The organism is Streptomyces sp. HUAS TT7, from assembly GCF_051550175.1.
GTDB lineage: Bacteria > Actinomycetota > Actinomycetes > Streptomycetales > Streptomycetaceae > Streptomyces.
Window position 1 is genome coordinate 490792 of record NZ_CP196175.1, and the last position, 21644, is coordinate 512435.

The following is a 21644-nucleotide window of genomic DNA, read 5'->3' on the forward strand; positions in this document are numbered from 1 at the left end:
CTCAGCCCCTGCGTCGCAGGACCGCCGAGAGGTGGTGTTGCAGGGGCTGGCCGACCGCCGCGAGGTCGTGCGTGAACGTCAGCGTGTCGTCGTCGGTCAGCTCGTAGCGGCGGCGGGTCGCGTCGACCTCCTTCGCGGTGGGAGTGAGGGCCACGTCGTTGGTGGAGAGGTCGACCGTCTTACCGTCCGCGGCGCCGACCGCGATCTCCGCGATGCCGGTGGGCTGGGTGATCAGAGCCTCCACCCGCCCGTCGGCCTGGAGCCGCCACCAGCCGCTCTCGCGCGCGGAGGGACGCAGCGGCGCGCCGTCCTCGTCGAGCAGCCAGGCCCGGGCCTCGTACCGCAGGAAGGGCCGGCCGTCGTGGCTGAAGGTGACTTCCTGCGCGTACGCGAAGTCCCCGGTGATCGTCGGATATCCGCCCTCGCCCCGGCCGAACCAGGTGCCGAGGAGGCCGGCCACGGGCGCGAGCAGGGCGTGCGGAGCGGGCGCCTCGTCGAGCCGTTGGCCGTCGGGGTACGGGTACTCCGGTGCGGGGTCGAACACGGTGTGCGCTCCTGAGGTCGGGGCCAATGCCAGACGGAAGCCTAGGCCGTCGATCCTCCACAGGTCCCGCCCCACCACGTGTCGCTCCTGCTCAGGCAGGGCCCGGTCGGCCCGTGTGGTGGATGTCCGGCCGGGCCCCGCTCTGTCGTCGAAGCGGTCGGCGAGCAACCGGGAAGGGCACACGATGTGCGTACGGATGACGGCCCGAGCGGCGGCGATCGGACCGGCCCTGGCATTGACCGTCGGCACGGCCGCGGCCGGCTGGTCAAGCGGCGCGCGCGGTGAGTACGGGCTGGAAGAAGCCGGTGCTCTCGGGGGCCAGCCATCGCGGCCGGGCGAACTCCGCCTCGATCACGTATGAGCTCAACTGCCCCTGGGACAGAGCCCAATAGGTGGAGCGCCGCACGCACACGTCCCACTCCCCCGCACCGTCCGGGACGAGCTGGAAGTGCTCCAGGTCGTAACGCTCGCCGTCCTCGTGCCAGTCCCACAGCTGGAACGTGATGCTCCTGCCGTGCGGCGAGGCGGCGACTTGCGGCGGGGTCGAGGCGGGCCGCGCCTTCAGGATCTCGTCGTACGGACGGGTGCTGAGGATGAGCAGCCCATCGGTGCGCAGGACGCGCCGCATCTCCGTGAGGGCGGCGTGCACGTCGTGCGCCGTGAGGAGGTGAGGAAGGGAGTTGTCTGCGCTCACGACGACGTCGAACTGGGCTGCCGCGAAGGGGAGTTGGCGCATGTCGGCTGTTGCTGCGGGGAGTGCGACGCCTCGAAGGGCCGCCTCGCGGACCGCGCGCGTGACGGCCCCGGTGCTGATGTCCGTGCCCGTGACCCGGTGTCCGCGCAGGCCGAGCCCGATGGCCTGGGTGCCGATCCCGCACGAGCAGTCCAACACCCTGGCGCTGTCGAGACCGAGCTCGGCCCGGATCACCGCGTCCAGGGCCCGGCCCTGCCGGGCGATGCCGTCGTCCCAGTCGGCGTAGATGAGGTGGTAGTCGGCGGCGAGCCGATCGTAGAAGCTGGCCACTCCTGAGGCCTTGGGCATGCGGCCAGGCTAACGGGTCTCTCCGTGGCGCTCACGGGCGCGGCAGAGTCACCCCCTTCGTGTGGGCGTCCTGCACCGCCGGTGACCAGTCGCCGGTGCAGTAGACGGATACCTCGCTCATGACTCCGTCGCGCACCTCGGCGCGCAGCTTTTCCCGGCAGTACCAGCTTGCGCCGCCGTCCTCCCAGCGCTCCTCGAACTCGATGACGAGACCGGAGTCCGTGACGTCGACACGGTGGCGCGGGACGGTGCCGGGGTGGGGTGGCTGGTGCGGCGCAGCGCTACCAGTTGGTCGCGGCCCGCGGCCTGGAGCCGCCACTGCGGAAGGCTCAGGTCGCAGAAGACATCCTCGGCGAACGCGATGCCCGCCTCGTCCGTCCCCTCGCCGCTTCGAGAGTGCCCCCCCTTCGAGCGTAGGCAGCCGGGCGGGTCCGGGGTACGACCAGCCCCCGCCGCCCCGCGCCCCGAGCGGAGCGCGTACGCTGCCCATGCAGCTGGTTCGCCCCGTCCGCCAGGCGGGATGCGTCGTAAGAGGGAACCCGGTGGGAATCCGGGACTGCCCCGCAGCGGTGAGCGGGAACGACCGCCGTCATACGCACTGGGCCCGGCCGGGTCTGGGAAGCGACGGCCAGTAGATGCCTCGGAGAGCACGAGGCGTGCCCGCGAGTCCGAAGACCTGCCACTGCCCGTGTGCGACCGATCGCGCGCGGAGATCCCGGTGACCTCGAGGGCGGGTCGGCGTACGCACCAGCGGCAACGGCGCACATGCCGTGGCTCTGGTCCGTCGTCCCTTCGCGCCTTCGTCCCGTTCCGGGGTCCGCTCCACCGAAGAGCTCGCGAAGGAGAGTCTCGTGACCAAGTCCGCAGCCGCGGCAGCACGCGCCACCGTGTACGGCTACCCCCGCCAAGGGCCGAACCGGGAACTGAAGAAGGCGATCGAGGGCTACTGGAAGGGCCGCGTCGGCGCCCCCGAACTCCGGCGGACCGCAGCCGAACTGCGGGCGGCCACCTGGCGGCAGCTCGCCGAGGCCGGCATCCACGAGGTGCCGACCGGTGACTTCTCGTACTACGACCACGTCCTGGACACCAGCGTCATGGTGGGCGCCGTGCCCGACCGCCACCGCGAGGCCCTCTCAACCGACGTCCTGGACGGCTACTTCGCGATGGCGCGCGGCACCCAGGACGTGGCGCCGCTCGAAATGACCAAGTGGTTTGATACCAACTACCATTATCTGGTACCGGAGTTGGGGCCGGACACCATCTTCGCCGCCGACTCCTCCAAGCAGGTCGGCGAGCTCAAGGAGGCCCTCGCGCTCGGGCTTGCCGCGCGCCCCGTGCTCGTGGGCCCGGTGACGTATCTGCTGCTCGCCAAGCCCGCGCCCGGCGTGGCCGCCGACTTCGAGCCGCTCACCCTGCTCGACCGGCTGCTGCCGGTGTACGCGCGGGTGCTGGCCGACCTGCGGGCGGCAGGCGCCGAGTGGGTGCAGCTGGACGAGCCCGCGCTCGTCCAGGACCGCACCCCCGCCGAACTGAACGCCGTCGCCCGCGCCTACCGGGAGCTCGGCGCGCTCACCGACCGCCCCAAGCTCCTCGTCGCCTCCTACTTCGACCGGCTCGGCGAGGCCCTGCCGGTCCTCGCCAAGGCGCCGGTCGACGGGCTCGCGCTGGACTTCACCGGCCCCGCGGCCGCCAACCTCGACGATCTCGCCACGGTCGGCGGCCTCCCCGGCAAGCGGCTCGTCGCGGGGGTCGTGGACGGGCGCAACGTATGGATCAACGACCTGGAGAAGTCGCTGTCCACCCTGGGCACGCTGCTCGGACTCGCCGACCGCGTGGATGTGGCCGCCTCCTGCTCGCTGCTCCACGTCCCGCTCGACGCGGCCGCCGAACGCGGCATCGAGCCGCAGATCGCGCGCTGGCTCGCGTTCGCCCGCCAGAAGACGGCAGAAATCGTCACACTGGCCCGCGGCCTGTCCGGCGGAACCGGCGCCATCGCGGCCCAACTGGCCGCCAACCGGGCCGACTTGGCCTCCCGCGCCGGTTCGGCCATCACCCGCGATCCGGCCGTACGCGCCCGGACCGGCGCCGTCACCGCGGCAGACGCCCGCCGCGCCCAGCCATACGCCCAACGGGCCACCGCCCAGCGCGCCCACCTGAATCTGCCGCCCCTGCCCACGACGACGATCGGCTCGTTCCCGCAGACCGGCGAACTCCGCACCGCCCGCGCCGACCTGCGCGCCGGACGCATCGGCACGGCCGCGTACGAGGAGCGCATCGAGGCCGAGATCCGCGAGGTGGTCTCCTTCCAGGAGAAGACCGGCATCGACGTCCTCGTGCACGGCGAGCCCGAACGCAACGACATGGTGCAGTACTTCGCCGAGCAGCTGACGGGCTACCTCGCCACTCAGCACGGCTGGGTCCAGTCGTACGGCACCCGCTATGTGCGCCCGCCGGTCCTGGCCGGCGACATCTCGCGCCCCGAGCCGATGACGGTCCGCTGGACGACGTACGCCCAGTCCCTCACCGACCGCCCGGTCAAGGGCATGCTCACCGGGCCGGTCACCATGCTCGCCTGGTCCTTCGTCCGCGACGACCAGCCGCTCGCCGACACCGCCCGCCAGGTCGCCCTGGCACTGCGCGACGAGGTCAACGACCTTGAAGCTCATGGCAGTTCGGTCATCCAGGTCGACGAGCCGGCTCTGCGCGAGACCCTGCCGCTGCGCCCGGCCGACCACCCCGCATACCTGGCCTGGGCGACGGAGGCGTTCCGGCTGACGACCGGCGGGGTCCGGCCGGACACCCAGATCCACACCCACATGTGCTACGCCGAGTTCGGCGAGATCCTCTCCGCCATCGACGACTTGGACGCGGACGTGATCAGCCTGGAGGCGGCCCGCTCCCACATGCAGGTCGCGGACGAGCTGGCCGCGGCGGGCTATCCGCGCGAGGTCGGTCCAGGGGTGTACGACATCCACTCCCCCCGCGTCCCGCCCGAGGACGAGACCGCGCACCTCATCACGCGGGCACTGCGCTCCGTACCCGCCGAACGCCTGTGGATCAACCCCGACTGCGGCCTCAAGACCCGCGGTTGGGCCGAGGTCCGCCCGGCCCTGGAACGCATGACGGCGGCGGCGCGCGCGGCACGTCGGCAGTTGCCCGCCACGGACTGAGGGAAGGGGCGGGGGTACCGGATCGTCGGTGCCCCCGTCGCCGTCTCAATAGCACACGTGGCTCGGGGCGTCGGGGCCGCAGTAGTTGGTGCCCGCGGTGGCGATGCTGTCAGTGGTGGGGTTCAGCGTCATGGTGAGGGGTCCGGGCTTGAGCCAGCCAGGGTCGTTGGATTCTGCGACGCTCCCGGTGGCCGCGGTTCCGTCGACACCGGTGAGCCGCCCCGTGGCGTGACCCCCATCGGTGATCTGGCCGTTTACCACTGTGTCGCACGGCGGGGCGGCCTGACCGCAGGTGACGTACAGACGCTTGCCGATCTCGAACGAGCCGTCGGCATTCACCTGGAGCCAGTTGCCGTGACCGGTCCAGTGGCCGACGAACGAGGACACGTCGGCCGGCTTCACCGGGGGCGCTGTACTGGCGGACGGACGGGTGGAAGCCGGATCGGCCGAGGGGTGGGCGTGTTCGCCGCTCCCCGAGCAGGCGGTTGCCAGGACGAACGCTGTCGCCGCCCCCAGGATGATGCCGAAGTGCCGGAACGGGGCGGAGGTGCGAGGCGAATGCGGGACCACGGGGGCTCTCCTTCGCGGGTGTGGGGTCGCGCCGGGAGGCGCTATAGCGGTGGGCGGCACGGCGCGGCGTAGTCGGTGTCTTGCACGTACTTCTGCCACTGGGATCTGCTGATCGGATCGCCCGTGGCGGAGCAGAGCCGTTGGACGAGGCGTTCGGGGTCGGTATCCCGGATCGCGATCGCCCCTGGGGCTCCCTCGCTGAGGACGAGTCGGCCTCCGCCGGGCAGTGGGGCGGTGAGGGCAAGGCCGTTTTCGAGGTCCTTGGTCATCGGGGCGAAGTCGGCGGTCGCTCCTGGACGGCCGGAGGCTGGCACGTCCCAGAGGTGCGTGCCGCCGGTGTCGTCCAGCCCGGCCAGGGCCGTACCGTCCGGACTGAAGCGCAGGGCTCGCAGCGGGCTGGTGGTGGCGGGTGCGGTGCCCAGCGGCTTCGGTGCGCCGAGTTGTCCGACGTCCCAGACGGTGAGGACGCCGTCGGTGCCGGACGTAGCGAGTACGGCCCGGCGCGGTGACAGTGCGGTGGCGCTGACCGGGCCGATGCGGGTCATCGCCGGGGTCGCGGGCTTCGGGTGGGTCGGGTCGCTCAGATCCCAGAGCGCGCTGCGGAAGTCGCTGACGTCCACGGTGGCGCCTTCGCTGACGGACAGCACCCTGCCGTCCGGCCCGAAGCTGCAAGTCACGACGCCCCGGCCGCTGCCGGCCATGGTGGCCAGCTGGGTCGGGTGGGCCCGATCCGTCACATCGAGGAGGCGCAGCCGTCCGTCGGAAGCGAAGCCGGCGGCGAGCAGCCGCCCGTCGGGGCTGAAGTCCAGGGTGGTCGGCTCGTTGAAGTCGTCCTGCCGGAGGCGGACCGAGCCGAGTTCGGTCGGCCGCCGGGGGTCGGTGAGGTCCCAGAGCGACACGCCGCCGCTCGCGCCGACCGCAAGCACACGGCCGCTGATCGTCACGCCGCCTCCCCCACCCGTCAGGCGGGCAGTGAGCCGTGGCTCCTGCGGGGTGCTGAGGTCCCAGATCTCGACCCGGTCCGCCGAACTCGTGGCGAGCAGCCGGCCGTCCGGGGCCAGTCCCATGCTCGGCGTCACGATGGACCGGGCAGGTTCGGGGACGGTGGCCAGAGCCGAGCGCGCCTGTCCGCCGCGCACGTCCCAGAGTTCGACCTCGTCGCCGGGCGCCCGAATGGCGTGACGCGCCTGGTCCAACGTGGCCAGAGTCCGTCCGTCGGTGGTGAAGGCCAGGGCGGCGCTGCCGCCGTTCAGGGCGGGCTGCGCCACCGGGTGCGCCGGGTCGGAGACGTCCCACAGCAGGGTGCCGGCCGGTTCGGGGGCCGGCACGGTGGCCGCGAGCGTCTTCCCGTCGGGGCTGAACTCCACTGCGGTCAAGGGGCCTCGTTCTCCGGGAAGGACAACCGGGGAGCGCGGGCTGTGCGGGTCGGTGATGTCCCACAGATGTACGGCGCCGTCGTCGCCGGTGGCCGCGAGGGCGTGCCCGACCGGGGCCAACGCGACCGCGCGTGCCGGTTCCGGCAGGGTCAGACGCGCGAGGGCTTGCGGGTGTTCGGGGTCCTTGAGATCCCACAGCCGCACACTGTGATCCAGGCTCGCCCCGGCCACCTCGCGCCCGTCGGAACTGACGGCCAGGCCCGCGACCTGTGCGGTGCCGTCGTCGAGCGGCGGGAGGTTCCTCGGATGCGCGGGGTCGGTGAGCTGCCAGATCCGGACGCTCCGGTCCCGGCCCGCCACGGCCAGCACCTGGCCGCCCAGGGACACGGCACGCACCGGGCCATGCCCACCGACGAGGTCGGCGAGCCGCCGGGGGTGGGCCGGTTGTGCGGTCTCCCACAGCTGTACGGTCCCGTTGCCCGAGCCGATCGCAAGGAGACGCCCCTCGGCGGTGAGCGCGACGGCGGTGGCGGCACCGTCCACCGTCAGGACGGCCTGGTCGGCATGACCGGCGAGGCTCCACAGACGCACCGTCCCGCCCTGGGCCATGGCGAGCAGTCCCCCGCCGGAGCTCACAGCGGTGACGCCGGGCGCGCTGATGGTGCCGGGCAGCGGCAGGCCTGCCGACAGGGCGTCGAAGGCGTCCCGGGTCGGGGCCGAGCGGTACGCGGCGATGCGCAGTTGCTTGGCCAGGCCGGGCTGGGAGGCGTCAAGGACTGCGGCCTCCGTGTCGAGCCGGTGCGAGAGGTTGGTGCGCCGGTTGGCGTCACTGTCGCGGTGCTGCTGGACCGCGACGACAGTGGCGAGCGAGGCGGCGATCAACGCCAGGCAGAGAGCCACGTACCGGATGGTGCGCCGTCGCCGGTCGCGGGCACGCAGGCGTTGGCTGTGCTGGACGAACTCCGCTTCCTCGGCGGAGATTTCCGGCGCCCGGGTGCCGAGCCACCGCTGTGCCTCGTCGATCCGGCGTTGGTCGAGGGTGAGTTCGGGCGGGCGGCCCTGCTCCTGCCACGTCCGCAGAGTACGTCGGAGCTCCTCCTGCCAGCTGCGGAAGTCACGGTTGCGCTCGATCCAGTCACGAAGTCGCGGCCAGCTCTCCACCAGGGCCTGATGGGCGAGTTCGGCGGTGTCGAGGCCCGTCGGGCGCCGGGTCACGACGACGAGCCGGGTACTGGCCAGGCGGTGGATCAGCGACCAGTCACGCTCGGAGAACTGGCCTCGGTCGGCGACCCTGCGTATGTCCGGACCGCGTTCTCCCGCATCCACCTGCTCACCGGGGCGCACCAGTTGAATGAAGATGCGCTCCAGTGCCTCGTGCTCGGCGTCGTCCGCCCACTCCCACAGCGTGCGCTCCGCGTTGCCGACCAGAGCGCCTTGCACCCCGCCGAGTTCCTGGTAGGCCCTGGCGGTGAGGAACCCGCGCTCCTGCCGCGCCCACAGCTGGCTCAGGGTGTACTCCAGCATCGGCAGCGCGGCCGCACCGCTCGGGGTGTCGCGTACCAGCTGCTCGGCCAGGCCGTCGGCGAATCGGATGCCGGGGTGCCCCTCCAGCGGGCGGGCGATGGTCTCGCGCAGTTGATCGCGCGTCATCGGCGGCACCACGACATGGGTCGCCTCCCAGGCCGCCCGCAGCACGGGGAGCTGCTCGATGTGCGGCAGGAAATCGATGCGGGTGACGACCACCGCCTGGGCCGGCCGGCTGCCGTCGGCGCGGCGCGAGGTCAGGACGCCCAGCATCGTGTCGAGCCGGCGAGCCGTTTCCGGCGCGTCCACCAGGAGCGTCTCGAACTGGTCGGCCACCAGCAGGAGTCTGCGTCGCCCCCCGTGCCGGGCCAGGGTCTGTTCGAGCGCGGTGTTCAGTCCGTCCTTGTCCCGCAGCCGGCGGGCCAGGGCGCACCACCGGTCGTGCCAGTCCGCCTTGCGCGTGTCCTCGTCACCGGCGGACGCCAAGGCCCAGGCCAGCAGTTCCTCGGCTGTCAGCCGCAATCCGTGCGGCACCCGGGCGACGAGGCAGGTGCCGGGGTCGACTCGGGCCAGCAGACCGGCGCCGATCAGCGAGGACTTGCCGACGCCGGAGGCACCGAACACCGGCAGTACCGGAACCTGTTGCTCAGCGACCAGTTCGAGCAACCGGCGCGTCTCGTTGGCGCGCCCGTGGAACACCGCGCCGTCCTGCTCGGTGAACGGCCACAGTTCACGGAAGGGGCTGCCGCTGATCAACCGCGAGCGCAGTTGCGGCCACTCCCTCGCGAGCGACTCCACGGTCAGCGCATAGCCGGTACGGCGCCGCTGGTCTCCCTCCACCGCGACGACGACCCCGATGACGCCCTGGTACTCCTCGTCCCACACCGGCGCCCCGCTGAAGCCTCCGGCCAGCGGGAAGCCCACCCCCTCGTCGAACGTCAGCTGCCACCAGCCGGTCCCTTCGCGGCCCTCGACTGTGCCACGGGTCCAGATCCCGGCGTCCTTGCTTCCGTTCGACCCCGGGTAGGTCGGGAACCCGAACGCCCGCCAGCGGTGCCCGGCCAGGTCGTCCGCCTCCAGGATCCGCATCGCCACAGCGTCCGCCGGGGGCGGGCCTGCCAGCCGCAGCACGGCGACGTCGCCGCTGTTGTCGGCGGCCACCGGCACGCTGAAGTGCACCGTGGCCGACGCTTTCGGGCGCCCCGCCAGGAGGGGAAAGTCGACGGTCACCTCGAAGCGCGCGGGCAACGGCCGGTCGTCCGGGAGGCCCGCGATGGCCGAGATGACATGGGCGCAGGTGAGCAGCAGACGGCCGGGTATGAGGAACGCGGCGCCGACCGGGAGGCCGTCGTGCAGGATCCGCGCCGTCCCCCGCTCCCAGGCCTGGCTGTTCGACACGCCTGGCGACCTCATTCGTCGCCCTGGTGGCGACTCCACTCCAGTTCCAGTGCGATGTGCGCGTCCCCGGACCCCTTGGCCACGACGAGCCCCGCCTCGGCCGTAACCTTGATCCCGAACTCCGCGCGGATGCGGTCGGGGCTCCTGGGCAGGTCCGTCAGGCGGTTCACCACCGCCTCGGCGACGTGCCGGACACGGGTCAGGCCCGCCTCGAAGGTGTCCACGGAAGACGCGATCAAGCCCTCGCCACGGCTCGCCCGCACGACTCCGGAGCCCTGGTCGTCGGACAGTTCGACGACGACCGACCCGCCGTTCTCGAAGGGCACACTCAGATACATGCGATGACCTCTCTGACGGCTGACGAATCGTCAAACGTGGCACTCAAGAGCCTAGTTGAGAAGATCTGTCGCTGTACTGTCAATGACTCGGACCCGCCTCGGCGCGTCGGCCGGGCAAGTGCGAACGCAGAGGGTGGCCCCTCCGGTCGGGCCGGCCGGAGGGGCCACCCTCTGCGCGCGGCACCCCTACGCGGACGCGACCGATGTGTAGTGCGAGGCGTCGCCCGCGATCGAGTAGCTCTCCTTGCCCTCGATGCCGACCGGCACGTCACCGGCGACGGTCACGCGGTGCAGCCGGCGCGGCAGGCCGTTGTAGTCGTCGATGGCGTAGTGCTGGGTGATCCTGTTGTCGAACAGGACGAGCTGGTTCGGGGACCAGCGCAGGCGCAGGACGTTCTCCGGCCGGGTCACGTAGGCCTGGAGCAGGTCGAGGATCTTGCGGGACTCCGCCACCGACAGGCCGACGATCCGCTGGGCGAACCCGCCGATGAACAGGCCGCGTTCGCCGGTCAGAGGGTGCACGCGGACGACCGGGTGGGCGGTCCGGAAGGTGATGGACGTGAACTGGGCGCGCTGCTCGGCCTTGTCCTCGTCGACCTCCTCGTCCGGCACCGCGTAGTCGTAGTCGTTGGGCCAGGCTCTCTCGCGCCCCGCGAGCCCCACTTCGGCGAGGGCGGCGCGCCCGCGTTCGGCGGCCTCCTTGCCGTCCGTCCCGAGGGTCCAGCTGCCCGGCGGCGGACGCGGCCGCCCACAGGGCGAGCACGAGCCCCGGGGCGATGAGCCGGGAGGCGGGCAGCCGTTTGCCGGGTGCGAGGGCGCGGCGCCGGGTGCGAGGTACGGGACGGGCTTGCTCGGCGGGTGCCGACACCAACGGTGTCGTCGCGGTGGTGGTCATGGCCGTCACCTCTGGTACTCGGCCGGGACGGCCTTGGCGGCGAGGCCCTCGAAGCGCCGGTCGAAGAGCGAGTCGACCTTGAACCGTTTCACGAAGCCGCCCTCGGCGAGCAGGTCCGCAGCCTCCTGCTCCCATTTCACCGCCGCGTCCCAACTGGGCGGAAAGTAGGGCTTGTTGGCGAGCGCGGTTATGGACTGGGCCTGCGCGGGGGTGAGGTTCTGGGTCTTGACGTAGAACTCCTCGTTCCAGGCGTCCGGGTGCTCGTACGCCCACACCTGCCCCTTCGCCCGGCGGGGGACGTACGCGGCGACCGCGGCGGCCTTCGCGGGGTCGGCGAGGACGGAGGTGGGCGCCCACAGCAGGTTGAGGAGGTCCACGACGTCGGTCGGGATGGTGTGCGCGCCCCTGGGCCCGTATTGCTTGAGGTAGACGGGGGCCTGACTGTTGGCCAGCGGGGCGATGTCGACCTGGCCCGCCTGGAGCGCGGTGAAGAACTGATTGCTCGTCAGCGGCACGAGGTGTACGTCGTCATCCTTCACCCCGGCCTGCTTCAAGGCCCGTAGCAGGACGACGCCCTGCGCCTGCCCCTGCGAGAAGGCCAGCTTCTTCCCCTTGAAACCCTGGACGTCCCGGATGTCACTGCCGGGCTTCGTGGCGAAGACGTAGCTCGGCTTGCGGGTGATGTCGATCGCCACGATCTTCGCGTCGTACCCCTGGAAGTGCGCCTGGATCGGCGGGATGCCCGCGTTGTTGGCGAGGTCCAGGGACTTGGCGCGGAAGGCGTTGATGACATCGGGGCCGGCGCCGGTGTTCACCCAGTCCGACACCGTGAAGGGCAGGTCGGTCAGGCCCGCCAGCTTGAACTGGAGCTGCTGGACGCCCTGGTACGAGGCGATCTTCAGGCTTGTGCCGGAGGGCACGGAGGTGGCCAGTGGGGCGGACGCGGACCCCTTGGCCTTGGAGTCGGCCGCGCTGCCACCCGCACAGCCGCTGAGGCCGGCCGCCGCGGCGACGCCGAGCAGGGAGGACAGGAACAGCCGCCGGTCGACACCGGGCACGGCTGGGGGTGCTGGTGGCATGGAGGAACTCCGTGAGGTCAAGGGAAACCCAAGGGGGTGGAATTCGTGCGCCATTTCCGGCATCCGGGCACGGAGAGGTACCAGGAAGGGGGAAGGACGCGCAGAAATTCGGCGCACGCCAAAGATGCGCGCCAGAAGCATGAAGGGGTACGAGGCGGAGAGTGCGCCCCTACGTCAACATGCCCGCAACAATGCGTTGCTACATCGACGCATCAACCCGTCGAGAACACTGCGTCACATCAGCGACAAAGGGTGCGGCCGATCCGCATCAGGTCGATGAAACGGCACTTGGTCAGCGGAACCTGCCGCGAGGGTGCCTGCGCGACACCGGTGATCCGGTCGCGGGCCTGCCGCGACCGGATCACCGGGGAGAATTCCTGCGCGCTGCTCATGCCCAGAATGTTCGCGGCCCGGCAGAGCCTCTGTCAACATTCGGAGTTTCTGAATTAATTCGGCCCCGCACGCACGCCAGATATCGCCGACGCACTCAGCGGATCGCGGTAGAGCACGTCGAGGGCAACGGAACCGCCCGCCACAGCGAGGACGGAATCCGGGAAACTGCTCGGCACGACCAGCGCGGCGCGCTCCTCCCCCACAACCTCGCGCACCGCGCCGAGGCAGTCGTCCCGGTACAGCACCCCGGCCTCGGTGATGACGACCGTCTCCGGGTTGAGCACGTCGAGCAGCAGCCGGGCCGCCCGCCCATCCTGGCCCGCTCCACGAGGAGCCGTATCGCGACCGGACTCCCCTCGGCCGCGGCGCGCACCACGTGCATCGGGTTCGCCGTGCTGATGACCCCCTGCTCGCGCGCGCGGCGGCACAGCGTCCGTTCCCTCAGCTCGACTTGGAGGCATCCGGTCCTGCCGCAGTCGCCTCAGCTCGGGCGACAGGTGGCCGTGCCTTGGCGGCGCAGGTCGACATAACGACGCGACGCGAAGTTCTCAGCCTGGGCGACCATGACTCGAAGCTAGCAAACCGGCCGACGGCTGCCCAGATGCCGCCCACGGTACGGACGGCCCCCCTCTCGCTGTTCGGCCGATGGCGACCGGGAGGCGGAGGACACCGGGCGCGGCCACGAAGTCGGTCAGCACACTGCTCCGGGGTCGCCGCCGGAGTGCGGGTTCGCGGCTGTGCCCTCGGTGCTGAGCAGTACGACCACCGAGGACGGGCCGAGCCCCAGCGTCGTACGGCGTTCGTCGGCGGCCGCGCCGGTGAGCGCTGCCCGCAGGCCGGCGAGGGATGCGGCCCCACAGGGGCCCGAGGAGACGCCCAGTTCGGCGAGGCGGGCGGCCGCGCGGGCCGCGTCGGCGTCGGCGATGGCGACGGCCGCGTCCAGGCCGTCGCGCAGGTAGGGCCAGGCGATGCTGGACGGGGTGCCGCAGTTCAGCCCGGCCATGCTGGTGGCGCCGGTGGTGATGCTGACGGGCGCACCGAGCGAGAGGCTCTCCAGGACGCAGGCCGCGGCCTCCGGCTCCACCGAAAGCAGCGCGGGGCCCCGCCCGGAGGGACGACTGCGGTAGTGGGTGATCACGGCCTGGGCCAGCGACCCGACTCCCACGGGCACGGCGACGAGGCCGGGCCCCGCGGCGATCCCCGCCGCCGTCAACTGCTCGTCGATCTCGGCGCAGAGGGTGGAGTAGCCCTCGACGATCCACCCGGGGATGCGTTCATAGCCCGGCCAGGCCGTGTCCTGGACCAGGACCGAGTCCGCCGCCGCACTCGCCTCGGCCGCCAGCCGTACCGCCTCGTCGTACGGCCCCGCGACCTGGGTGACCTCGGCCCGCTCGGCGGCGATGGCGGACACCGCCTGCGGGTGCACCCCCTGCGGCACGAAGACATGGGCACGCTGCCCGAGGAGTCGGGCCATGCGGGCCACCGCGCGGCCGTGGTTGCCGTCGGTGGCGGTCACCAAGGTGACCGGGCCCGCGCCCTCCCCGCTTGCGGCCCGCTCGGCGAGGATGCGGTGGACCGCCCAGGACGCACCCAGCGCCTTGAAGGCCGGAAGGCCCAGGCGGCACGACTCGTCCTTGACGAAGATGCGACCAACCCCCAACTCCCTTGCAAGTAGAGGGAGTTCAGTCAAGGGCGTAGGAGCGTAGTCGGGCAGTGCGGCGTGGAAGTCCCGCACTCGGGAGGGCGCGGGTTCACACCGCCAGGCACGGGCCCCGGGCCGCGCGGACCACGGCAGGACATGGAGGGAGGAAGCATTCTCGGGCACCCGACCAGGATGCGGCGGCGCCCTCCGATCGGTCCAGCGAACGTTTCCGATCTATACTCATCGCAAAACCCGACGTAAATACGACCGTCGGCCACTCGGCGCCATCCTCCGAGGCAGGTGTTCCGCGGCGGCCCGGAGGGCGGTCCGACGATGTTCGATCTGCACCGACTGCGCCTGCTGCGCGAGCTCAAGCACCGCGGCACGCTCGCGGCCGTCGCCGCGGCCTTGTCCTACGCCCCTTCTTCCGTCTCCCAGCAGCTGTCCCAGCTGGAGGCCGAGGTCGGCGTCCCACTGCTCGAACCGGTCGGTCGGCGGGTGCGGCTGACCGAGCAGGCCGAGATCCTCGTCGCCCACACCGAAGCGGTACTCGAACGCCTGGAGCGCGCGGAGGCGGACATCGCCACCTCCCTGACCGACCTGACCGGCACGTTGCGCATCGCCTCGTTCCAGACGGCCGCCCTGGCTCTCATCCCGACCGCGCTCGGCCTGCTGCGTGACGTACACCCGCACCTGCGCGTCCACGTCACGCACATGGAGCCGGAGGGCGCCCTGCCCGCCCTGCAGGCCCGTGACTTCGACCTGGTCCTCGCCGAGGAGTACCCGGGCAACCCCAACCCGCGCCCCGCCGAGCTCGAAGAGGAGGACCTGCTCGACGACCCCCTCCGCCTCGCGCTGCCACAGGCCGAAGTGCCGGGCCGCGGAACCCCGTTGACGGCGCTGCGCGCCCTCGCCGGCCATCCGTGGGTCATGGAACCCGAGGGCACGAGCGCGCGACACTGGGCCATGACGCTGTGCCGCAACGCCGGCTTCGAGCCGGACGTACGGTTCGAGACCACCGACCTCCTGCTCCACCTGCGCCTGGTCGAGCAGGGGCATGCCGCGGCGTTCCTGCCGGACCTCGTCTGGAACGGGCGGCGCCCTACGGTCCCCCTGCGCCAACTCCCCCGCGGCCGGCGCACCCGCCGCATCTTCACCGTCGTACGCCGCGGAAGCAGCCGCCACCCCGCCATCGAGGCCTGCCGAAACGCCCTCCTTCAGGCGGCCTCGCCCTCCAACAGGACGTAGCGGAGAGGGAGTTGACGGCCGACCCCCATGGCAATCCGTCCGGTGCCCGTCAATCGGGGGCCAACTCCCGCCCCTGGACCGGCTAGTTGAACCGCGTCAGGTCGTCCAGTTCGGCGGCGTACAGCTGCCCGGGGTCGAATCCCATACCGGCGAAGTGGCCCGCGGCCTCCAGGGACAGGACACCGTGCAGTCTCGTCCAGAAAGCCAGGGCCCTCTGGAGGGCGGCGGGCGGGGCGGGGTGGCCCTCCGCCCACTGCCGGTGCTCTTGGAGGTGTTCGGCGAACGGCGCCGCGGGGCCGTCGGAGGGCAGCGCCGTGCATGCGTCGAGCAGCATCCTCATGATCTCGTCGGCGATGACGGTGATGTCGTCGGGTGCGTGGTAGCCGGGGACGGGTGTGCCGTAGACGAGGAAGTAGCGGTTGGGGTCCTCCAGGGCCCAGCCGCGCAGCGCGTGCGCCAGGGTGGCGATGTCGGGGCCGGATTTGGAGGCCTCGGTGGCCGCGCGGAGGGTGTCGGCGAGGCTCCGGTAGGCGTCCCGGACGAGCTCGGTGATCAGCTCGTCGCGCCCGGCGAAGTACCGGTAGAGCGCGGGCCCGCTCAGCCCCATCTGCTTGGCGATCGCATTGAGGGACAGCGCGGACGCCCCCGCCGTGCCGATCTGCTCCCACGCGTACCGCTTGATCTCCGCCCGGACCTGGGCGCGATAGCGCTCGCGCGGCGTCTTGGTGCCTGATTCCGCCACTGGCCTGCCACCTCTCCGTACGGCCGCGGCTGAAGCCGCCAGATTTAGTTAGAGGCTATCACGAAGGTTATTGACGACCATCAAGGCCGAGTGTTAGAACTTCTAACGAACGGCAAGCCGCCTAAATCGCGGCCGGGGAGGCGGACCCTTCCGTCCCGCACACCCCGCTGGTCGCACTCATTCGCGCACACCTGCCACTCACTCAGCCACTCACTCAAGGGGAACGCCATGTCGGCCTCAGCAGCAAAGTCGTCCGCCGGATCGAACCGCCGCGTACGCAGCACCAGCCTCCGCGCGGCCCTGGTCGCCGTCCCGCTCGCCGTCGCCGTGCTGGGCACGACGGCGGCAGCGCCGGCCGGAACCACCCCTCACCCCGGCGCGTCGCTCACCTGCCGCGGGGAGGGCGTCGACCCGGATGCCCGCGTCCGCTACCGGACCGAGACCGTGATCCACGCGCCGCTGAGCACCATTTGGAAGCTGCAGACCGACGTGGAGCGCTGGCCTTCCTGGCAAGCCGCGGTCAAGACCTCGGAACGGCTCGACCACGGCCCCTTCCGGAAGGGCTCGACCTTCCTGTGGACCACCCCGGTACCGCCCAACCCCTCAACTCCCGCCACCAGCCTGGACATCACCTCGACCGTCCAGCAGATCAAGCACAACTCCTGCATCCGCTGGACCGGCCCCGCGATCGGCGAGGGGCTGCACATCGACGGCGTCCACGTATGGGACTTCACCAAGGTCAAGGGCGGCGTCCTCGTACGCACCGAGGAGACCCACACCGGCCCCCAGGTCGACGCGAACGTACCCGCCGCGACCAAGATCCTCAGCGATGGCCTGGAGAGGTGGCTGCGTGATGTGAAGTCGGCGGCGGAAGCGGGCAGGGCACGCTGATCCGCGAACCGAGCCGCGCCGTCGCCCTCCTCGACTCCCTGTGCGAGGAGGGCGCCGGCGCGGTGCCATGCATCACAGCCGATGACATCGGATCGAGCCCGTCAGTCGTCGAAGCGGCGCCGGGCGGTCTCCATATGGCTCAGGTACCGCTGGGTCCAGCCGCACATTTCGGCGACCGTCACCCGCAGGCCCCGGCCCGGCTCGGTGAGGGTGTATTCGACCGAGTCCGCCCGCCTCAGGTCCGCTTCGTCGGGCGAGCCCCTGAACTGCTTGGTCACCATCAGGTTCCCCCGTCACCGAAAAGTGCGTTCTTCCACGTCAGCGGCGACTCTCCTACGGTTCCCGAGTAACCACAAGAGAGCGCTGGCGGCGTCACGGCCCGACGTACGCGGGCGCTCACGACGAGGAGGCGTGAAGCATGGCCATCACTCTGCTGAACCCCGAGGGACTGCCCGAGATCGATGTCTACCGACAGGTGGCGATCGCCTCCGGGACGAAGCTCGTCTTCATCGCCGGGCAGGTCGCCTGGGATTCCGACGGGGTCACGGTCGGCGAAGGCGACCTCGCCGCGCAGGCCGAGCGGTGCTACCTCAACATCGTCGCCGCCCTGGCCGAGGCCGGCGGCTCCTTCGACGAGGTGGCCAAACTGACCGTTTACGTCGTCGACTGGACCCCCGACAAGATGCCCACGCTTCTGGAAGGCATCTCCCGGGCCGCCGCGAAGCTCGGAGTCACCCCTGTCCCTCCGGCCTCCCTGCTGGGTGTCGCCGCGCTGGATGTCCCGGAGCACCTGGTCGAGATCGAAGCCGTCGCGGTCCTCGACTGAATCAACCGGCTGCATCATTGAATGGGCGCCGGCCTCTCCGCCCGCCTCGACAGGGCGTCCCGCCTCCGCACGGTCACCTCGGCCGGGCCCGGTCGTCGACAGCGGCACGGCTTGGCCCCGAGCCTCCCAGGAAACCGTCGCCCACGCGCCGAGCACCGCACATTCCCCGCCGATCGGCCCGAATGCCCCCCCTGGTTGTTCATCCAGTACGCGGCTCACCGCGATGACGTTTTCCGTGTGCTGAACCAGTCGTTTTCGGCCTCTGCCCCGGCTTCACTGGCCTGGATGCAGTGGTCGAAGCACGGGGGAAGACATGGATCTGAACACGGTGGCGGACGTGCGGGACGCGCGGCTTCGCGAGCCCTGGCAACCCGGTGACGCATGGCTCGGCGGAGGCACCTACCTGTTCTCGGAACCGCAGCCGCACCTGCGGCGTCTGGTGGATCTGAGCCGCATGGGATGGGAGCCGCTGAGCCTCGGCGAAGACGGGTCGCTGGAGATCGCGGCGACCTGCACCATCGCCCAACTGTCGCGGTTCGGGAGGCAGTTGACGGCACGGTCGGCGCCCTTGTTCGAGCAGTGCTGCCGGGCCTTTCTGGCCTCGTTCAAGATCTGGAACATGGCGACCCTGGGCGGAAACCTCTGCAACGGGCTGCCCGCCGGGCCCATGATCTCGCTGACCGCCGCGCTGGACGGCTCATGCCTGCTCCAGTCGCAGGCGGGCTCGCTGCGGAGGGTCCAGGTCGTCGACTTCATCACCGGCGCGGGCCGCAAGGACCTCGGCGAGGGCGAGCTGCTCCGCTCGGTCACCCTGCCCGCGCGCGCCCTGGCCTGCCATACGGCTTTCCGGCAGGCATCGCTGTACGGGCTCGGCCGCTCGGGCGCGCTGGTCATCGGGACGGTCGACCCCGTGGACAGCTCGATGGCGGTGACGATCAGCGCGGCGACCGTACGGCCGTTCCGCCTCTGGTTCCCGCTGCCTCCGGACCGGGGCGAACTGCGGCAGGCGATCGAGGCGGCCGTCGGCGAGGACGACTGGTACGACGACATCCACGGACTGCCCGAGTGGCGGCACCACATGGGGCTGCGCCTCGCCGAGGAAGTCCGCCACGAACTGACTCAGCTCTACCGGGACGGTGTGCGATGAGCTTCGGCATCGAGGTCAACAACCAGCGCTTCGACACCGAGCCGAGGGCGGGCCAGTGTCTGCGTACGTATCTGCGCGAGCGTGGCTGGTTCGGCGTGAAGAAGGGCTGCGACCAGGGAGACTGCGGGGCCTGCACCGTCCATGTGGACGGTGAGCCGGTGCACAGCTGCCTGTATCCGGCGGTGCGGGCGCAGGGCCGGAGCGTGACGACGGTCGAGGGGCTCGCCTCGCCGGAAGGCGAACTCCACCCCGTACAAAGGAAGTTCCTCGACGCCCAGGGCTTTCAGTGCGGTTTCTGCACCGCCGGATTCCTGATGACGACGGCCGCCCTCGAAGCCGAGCAGGGCACCGAGCACGACGACCACAAGCTGGCCGATCTGCCCCGCGCGTTCAAGGGCAACATCTGCCGGTGTACCGGCTACCGCGCCATCGAGGACGCCGTACGAGGGGTGCGGCACACCGAACGCCCCTGTGCGGGCAAGGCAGTCGGCAAGAGTCTCGGCGCGCCGGCGGGCCCGCAGGTCGTGACCGGCACCGCGCGCTACACCTTCGACGTCGAGGTGCCCGGCCTCCTCCACATGAAGCTGCTGCGCTCCCCGCACCCGCACGCCCGGATCGTCTCCATCGACACCGCCGCCGCCCTGCGCTTGCCCGGCGTGCACGCGGTCCTCACCCACGAGGACGCCCCCGACACCCTCTACTCCTCCGCCCGCCACGAGCACCCCACCGAGGACCCCGACGACACCCGCGTCCTCGACGACACCGTCCGCTACATCGGCCAGCGCGTCGCGGCGGTCGTCGCCGACAGCGAGCAGGCCGCCGAGGAGGGCTGCCGCCGGGTGGAGGTGGTCTACGAGGAGCTCCCGTACGTCATCGACCCCGAGGAGGCGATGGCTCCCGGCGCCCCGATGGTCCACGAGGGCAAGGGTCCCGAGGTGCGGATCGCCCGCGTGGAGAACAACGTCGCCGGTGAGGTGCACGGCGAGATCGGCTGTGTCGCGGACGGCTTCGCCGACGCCGACGTCATCCATGAGGAGACCTTCCGCACGCAGCGCGTCCAGCACGCCAGCCTCGAAACCCATGGCTGTGTCGCCTACTTCGAGCCCAAGGAGGACGGCACCGGGGAGCGTCTCACCGTCCGCTCCTCCACCCAGACCCCGTTCCTCACGCGCCGCGCGCTGTGCGCCCTGTACAACCTGCCCGAGGACGAGGTCCGGGTCGTCGCGGGCCGGGTGGGAGGCGGCTTCGGCGGCAAGCAGGAGATGCTGACCGAGGACATCGTCACGCTGGCGGCGCTGAAACTGCGCCGCCCGGTGAAGCTGGAGTACACCCGGGCCGAGCAGTTCTACGGTGCGACCACCCGTCACCCCTTCACCATCGGCATCAAAGTGGGCGCCCGCGCCGACGGCACCCTGACCGCGATCCAGATGCGCGTGGTGTCCAACACCGGCGCGTACGGCAACCACGGCCCGGCCGTGATGTTCCACAGCGTGGGTGAGTCGTTCGCCGTCTACCGCGCCCCGCACAAGAAGGTGGACGCGTTCTCGGTCTACACGAACGTCGTTCCGGCGGGCGCGTTCCGGGGCTACGGCCTCGGCCAGGTCACCTTCGCCGTCGAGTCGGTGATGGACGAGCTGGCCCGCCGGCTCGGCATGGACCCGCTGGTCTTCCGGGAGAAGAACATCATCGGCCCCGGCGAGGCCATGCACAGCCCGATCGGCGAGGAGGAGGACCTGCACATCGCCTCGTACGGCCTCGACCAGTGCCTGGCGGTCGTGCGCAAGGCCATCGCCGAGGACGAGAGCTCCGAGAAGGCGCCCGAGGGCTGGCTGGTCGGCCAGGGCACAGCCATGGCCATGATCGCGACGGGTCCGCCCGGCGGGCACTACGCCGACGCGCGCGTGTCCCTGCTCTCCGACGGCACGTACGACATCGCCGTCGGCACGGCGGAGTTCGGCAACGGCACCACCACCGTCCACAAGCAGATCACCGCGGGCGCCCTCAACACCACCGAGGACCGCCTCACGGTCCGCCAGTCCGACACGGATGTCGTCCGCCACGACACGGGCGCCTTCGGCTCCGCGGGTACGGTTGTGGCCGGCAAGGCGGTCCTGCTGGCCGCGACCTCGCTGGCCGAACGGCTGCGGACCTTCGCCGCCCGGCACACGGGGGTGGCCCGCCACTTGTGCGTACTCGGTCCCGAGGCCGTCGACTGCGCGGGCCGGGTGGTGACGCTCAAGGAGCTCCACGAGGCGGCCCGGTCGCGGGGCGCCGAGCAGGAGCTGGCCGCCGACGGCCACTGGGGCGGCTCTCCGCGCTCGGTCGCCTTCAACGCCCAGTGGTTCCGCCTCGCCGTGGACCCCGGTACCGGCGAGATCCGCATTCTGCGCAGTGTCCACGCGGCCGACGCGGGCAAGGTCATGAACCCGATGCAGTGCCGTGGCCAGGTCGAGGGCGGGGTCGCCCAGGCGCTCGGCGCGACGCTCTTCGAGACGGTGCGCGTCGACGACCGGGGCGAGGTCACCACCGCCGCGTTCCGCCGCTACCGCCTCCCCCAGTACGCGGACGTCCCGCGCACCGAGGTCCACTTCATGGAGACCACCGACGCCATCGGCCCACTCGGCGCCAAGTCGATGAGCGAGAGCCCCTTCAACCCGGTGGGCCCCGCGTTCGCGAACGCGCTGCGCGACGCCACGGGCATCCGATTCACCGAGATGCCGGTCACCCGGGACCGCGTATGGCTCGCCCTGGACCGGCGGGCCCGCGACGGCGCCGGCCAGGGCTCAGGCGGCGGTAGTTGACGACTGGAAGACCTGCGG

The 21644-nt window shown here is 71.4% G+C and carries 17 protein-coding genes, 2 pseudogenes and 1 riboswitch; of the genes and pseudogenes, 6 read left to right on the forward strand and 13 right to left on the reverse strand.

The features are described 5' to 3' along the window. Position 1: 1 nt before the first annotated feature. From ACSHXC_RS02365 to ACSHXC_RS02375, 3 genes are all read right to left on the reverse strand, one after another. Positions 2-544: an FABP family protein gene (locus ACSHXC_RS02365; protein ID WP_438289907.1), complete on the reverse strand. Its 543-nt coding sequence runs from the start codon at positions 542-544 to the stop codon at positions 2-4. Positions 545-809: 265 nt separating this feature from the next. Next, positions 810-1586 (reverse strand): class I SAM-dependent methyltransferase, encoded by a 777-nt coding sequence (locus ACSHXC_RS02370; protein ID WP_438289908.1) that lies wholly within the window; start codon positions 1584-1586, stop codon positions 810-812. Between the two features lie 31 nt (positions 1587-1617). Further along, positions 1618-1905, reverse strand: a complete 288-nt coding sequence (locus ACSHXC_RS02375; protein ID WP_438289909.1) for a hypothetical protein — start codon at positions 1903-1905, stop codon at positions 1618-1620. A gap of 158 nt (positions 1906-2063) precedes the next feature. Continuing rightward, a riboswitch (cobalamin riboswitch) is annotated at positions 2064-2284 on the forward strand. Between the two features lie 153 nt (positions 2285-2437). Between ACSHXC_RS02375 and metE the strand changes: the two genes are divergently transcribed. Beyond that, a complete protein-coding gene (metE, locus tag ACSHXC_RS02380) occupies positions 2438-4756 on the forward strand; it encodes a 5-methyltetrahydropteroyltriglutamate--homocysteine S-methyltransferase (RefSeq protein WP_438289910.1) in 2319 nt (772 codons plus the stop codon). A gap of 45 nt (positions 4757-4801) precedes the next feature. Here the strand turns inward: metE and ACSHXC_RS02385 are convergent, their stop codons facing one another. The 8 genes and pseudogenes from ACSHXC_RS02385 to ACSHXC_RS02420 all read right to left on the reverse strand — a co-directional run bounded on the left by ACSHXC_RS02385 (position 4802) and on the right by ACSHXC_RS02420 (position 14154). Further along, positions 4802-5326: a hypothetical protein gene (locus ACSHXC_RS02385; protein ID WP_438289911.1), complete on the reverse strand. Its 525-nt coding sequence runs from the start codon at positions 5324-5326 to the stop codon at positions 4802-4804. A gap of 41 nt (positions 5327-5367) precedes the next feature. Beyond that, positions 5368-9624 (reverse strand): nSTAND1 domain-containing NTPase, encoded by a 4257-nt coding sequence (locus ACSHXC_RS02390; protein ID WP_438289912.1) that lies wholly within the window; start codon positions 9622-9624, stop codon positions 5368-5370. An 11-nt stretch (positions 9625-9635) separates the two neighbouring features. After that, positions 9636-9962 carry a CU044_2847 family protein gene (locus tag ACSHXC_RS02395; RefSeq protein ID WP_189390154.1) on the reverse strand — a complete coding sequence of 109 codons (327 nt, stop codon included), beginning with the start codon at positions 9960-9962 and terminating at the stop codon, positions 9636-9638. A gap of 186 nt (positions 9963-10148) precedes the next feature. Continuing rightward, positions 10149-10700, reverse strand: a pseudogene (locus tag ACSHXC_RS02400) (TauD/TfdA dioxygenase family protein); the annotation flags it as partial. A 162-nt stretch (positions 10701-10862) separates the two neighbouring features. Further along, complete coding sequence (locus ACSHXC_RS02405) at positions 10863-11936, reverse strand: ABC transporter substrate-binding protein (protein ID WP_438289913.1); 1074 nt, start codon at positions 11934-11936, stop codon at positions 10863-10865. Between the two features lie 239 nt (positions 11937-12175). Then, complete coding sequence (locus tag ACSHXC_RS02410) at positions 12176-12328, reverse strand: hypothetical protein (protein ID WP_438289914.1); 153 nt, start codon at positions 12326-12328, stop codon at positions 12176-12178. 54 nt (positions 12329-12382) lie between these two features. Then, positions 12383-12807: pseudogene (locus ACSHXC_RS02415) on the reverse strand (sugar kinase); the annotation flags it as partial. A 213-nt stretch (positions 12808-13020) separates the two neighbouring features. Next, positions 13021-14154, reverse strand: a complete 1134-nt coding sequence (locus tag ACSHXC_RS02420) for a diaminopropionate ammonia-lyase (protein WP_438289915.1) — start codon at positions 14152-14154, stop codon at positions 13021-13023. 150 nt (positions 14155-14304) lie between these two features. Here ACSHXC_RS02420 and ACSHXC_RS02425 point away from each other — a divergent pair, with 150 nt between their 5' ends. After that, positions 14305-15219, forward strand: a complete 915-nt coding sequence (locus tag ACSHXC_RS02425) for a LysR substrate-binding domain-containing protein (RefSeq protein WP_438289916.1) — start codon at positions 14305-14307, stop codon at positions 15217-15219. Positions 15220-15301: 82 nt separating this feature from the next. Here ACSHXC_RS02425 and ACSHXC_RS02430 read toward each other — a convergent pair whose 3' ends face one another. Continuing rightward, entirely contained in the window at positions 15302-15961 is a 660-nt protein-coding gene (locus tag ACSHXC_RS02430) for a TetR/AcrR family transcriptional regulator (RefSeq protein WP_438289917.1), read from the reverse strand. A gap of 228 nt (positions 15962-16189) precedes the next feature. Between ACSHXC_RS02430 and ACSHXC_RS02435 the strand changes: the two genes are divergently transcribed. After that, on the forward strand, positions 16190-16852 hold the full coding sequence (locus ACSHXC_RS02435) for an SRPBCC family protein (RefSeq protein WP_438289918.1): 663 nt from the start codon (positions 16190-16192) through the stop codon (positions 16850-16852). Positions 16853-16953: 101 nt separating this feature from the next. Here the strand turns inward: ACSHXC_RS02435 and ACSHXC_RS02440 are convergent, their stop codons facing one another. Next, the gene (locus ACSHXC_RS02440; protein ID WP_438289919.1) at positions 16954-17133 is read right to left on the reverse strand and encodes a winged helix-turn-helix transcriptional regulator; all 180 of its coding nucleotides are present in this window, start codon (positions 17131-17133) and stop codon (positions 16954-16956) included. Positions 17134-17270: 137 nt separating this feature from the next. Between ACSHXC_RS02440 and ACSHXC_RS02445 the strand changes: the two genes are divergently transcribed. The 3 genes from ACSHXC_RS02445 to ACSHXC_RS02455 all read left to right on the forward strand — a co-directional run bounded on the left by ACSHXC_RS02445 (position 17271) and on the right by ACSHXC_RS02455 (position 21626). Then, positions 17271-17678, forward strand: coding sequence for a RidA family protein (locus tag ACSHXC_RS02445; protein ID WP_438289920.1), 408 nt, complete (start codon positions 17271-17273; stop codon positions 17676-17678). Positions 17679-17991: 313 nt separating this feature from the next. After that, positions 17992-18825, forward strand: a complete 834-nt coding sequence (locus tag ACSHXC_RS02450; protein ID WP_438289921.1) for an FAD binding domain-containing protein — start codon at positions 17992-17994, stop codon at positions 18823-18825. Continuing rightward, positions 18822-21626 carry a molybdopterin-dependent oxidoreductase gene (locus tag ACSHXC_RS02455; protein ID WP_438289922.1) on the forward strand — a complete coding sequence of 935 codons (2805 nt, stop codon included), beginning with the start codon at positions 18822-18824 and terminating at the stop codon, positions 21624-21626. The genes ACSHXC_RS02450 and ACSHXC_RS02455 overlap by 4 nt, the downstream gene beginning before the upstream one ends. Positions 21627-21644: the final 18 nt, after the last annotated feature.

Excerpts from the sequence above, each read along its gene's own strand:
- ACSHXC_RS02405 (WP_438289913.1), bottom strand. The coding sequence starts at position 11,936 with ATGCCACCAGCACCCCCAGCCGTGCCCGGTGTCGACCGGCGGCTGTTC.
- ACSHXC_RS02440 (WP_438289919.1), bottom strand. The coding sequence starts at position 17,133 with ATGGTGACCAAGCAGTTCAGGGGCTCGCCCGACGAAGCGGACCTGAGG.
- ACSHXC_RS02435 (WP_438289918.1), top strand. The coding sequence starts at position 16,190 with ATGTCGGCCTCAGCAGCAAAGTCGTCCGCCGGATCGAACCGCCGCGTA.
- ACSHXC_RS02370 (WP_438289908.1), bottom strand. The coding sequence starts at position 1,586 with ATGCCCAAGGCCTCAGGAGTGGCCAGCTTCTACGATCGGCTCGCCGCC.
- ACSHXC_RS02425 (WP_438289916.1), top strand. The coding sequence starts at position 14,305 with ATGTTCGATCTGCACCGACTGCGCCTGCTGCGCGAGCTCAAGCACCGC.
- ACSHXC_RS02450 (WP_438289921.1), top strand. The coding sequence starts at position 17,992 with ATGGATCTGAACACGGTGGCGGACGTGCGGGACGCGCGGCTTCGCGAG.
- ACSHXC_RS02410 (WP_438289914.1), bottom strand. The coding sequence starts at position 12,328 with ATGAGCAGCGCGCAGGAATTCTCCCCGGTGATCCGGTCGCGGCAGGCC.
- ACSHXC_RS02395 (WP_189390154.1), bottom strand. The coding sequence starts at position 9,962 with ATGTATCTGAGTGTGCCCTTCGAGAACGGCGGGTCGGTCGTCGTCGAA.
- ACSHXC_RS02445 (WP_438289920.1), top strand. The coding sequence starts at position 17,271 with ATGGCCATCACTCTGCTGAACCCCGAGGGACTGCCCGAGATCGATGTC.
- ACSHXC_RS02455 (WP_438289922.1), top strand. The coding sequence starts at position 18,822 with ATGAGCTTCGGCATCGAGGTCAACAACCAGCGCTTCGACACCGAGCCG.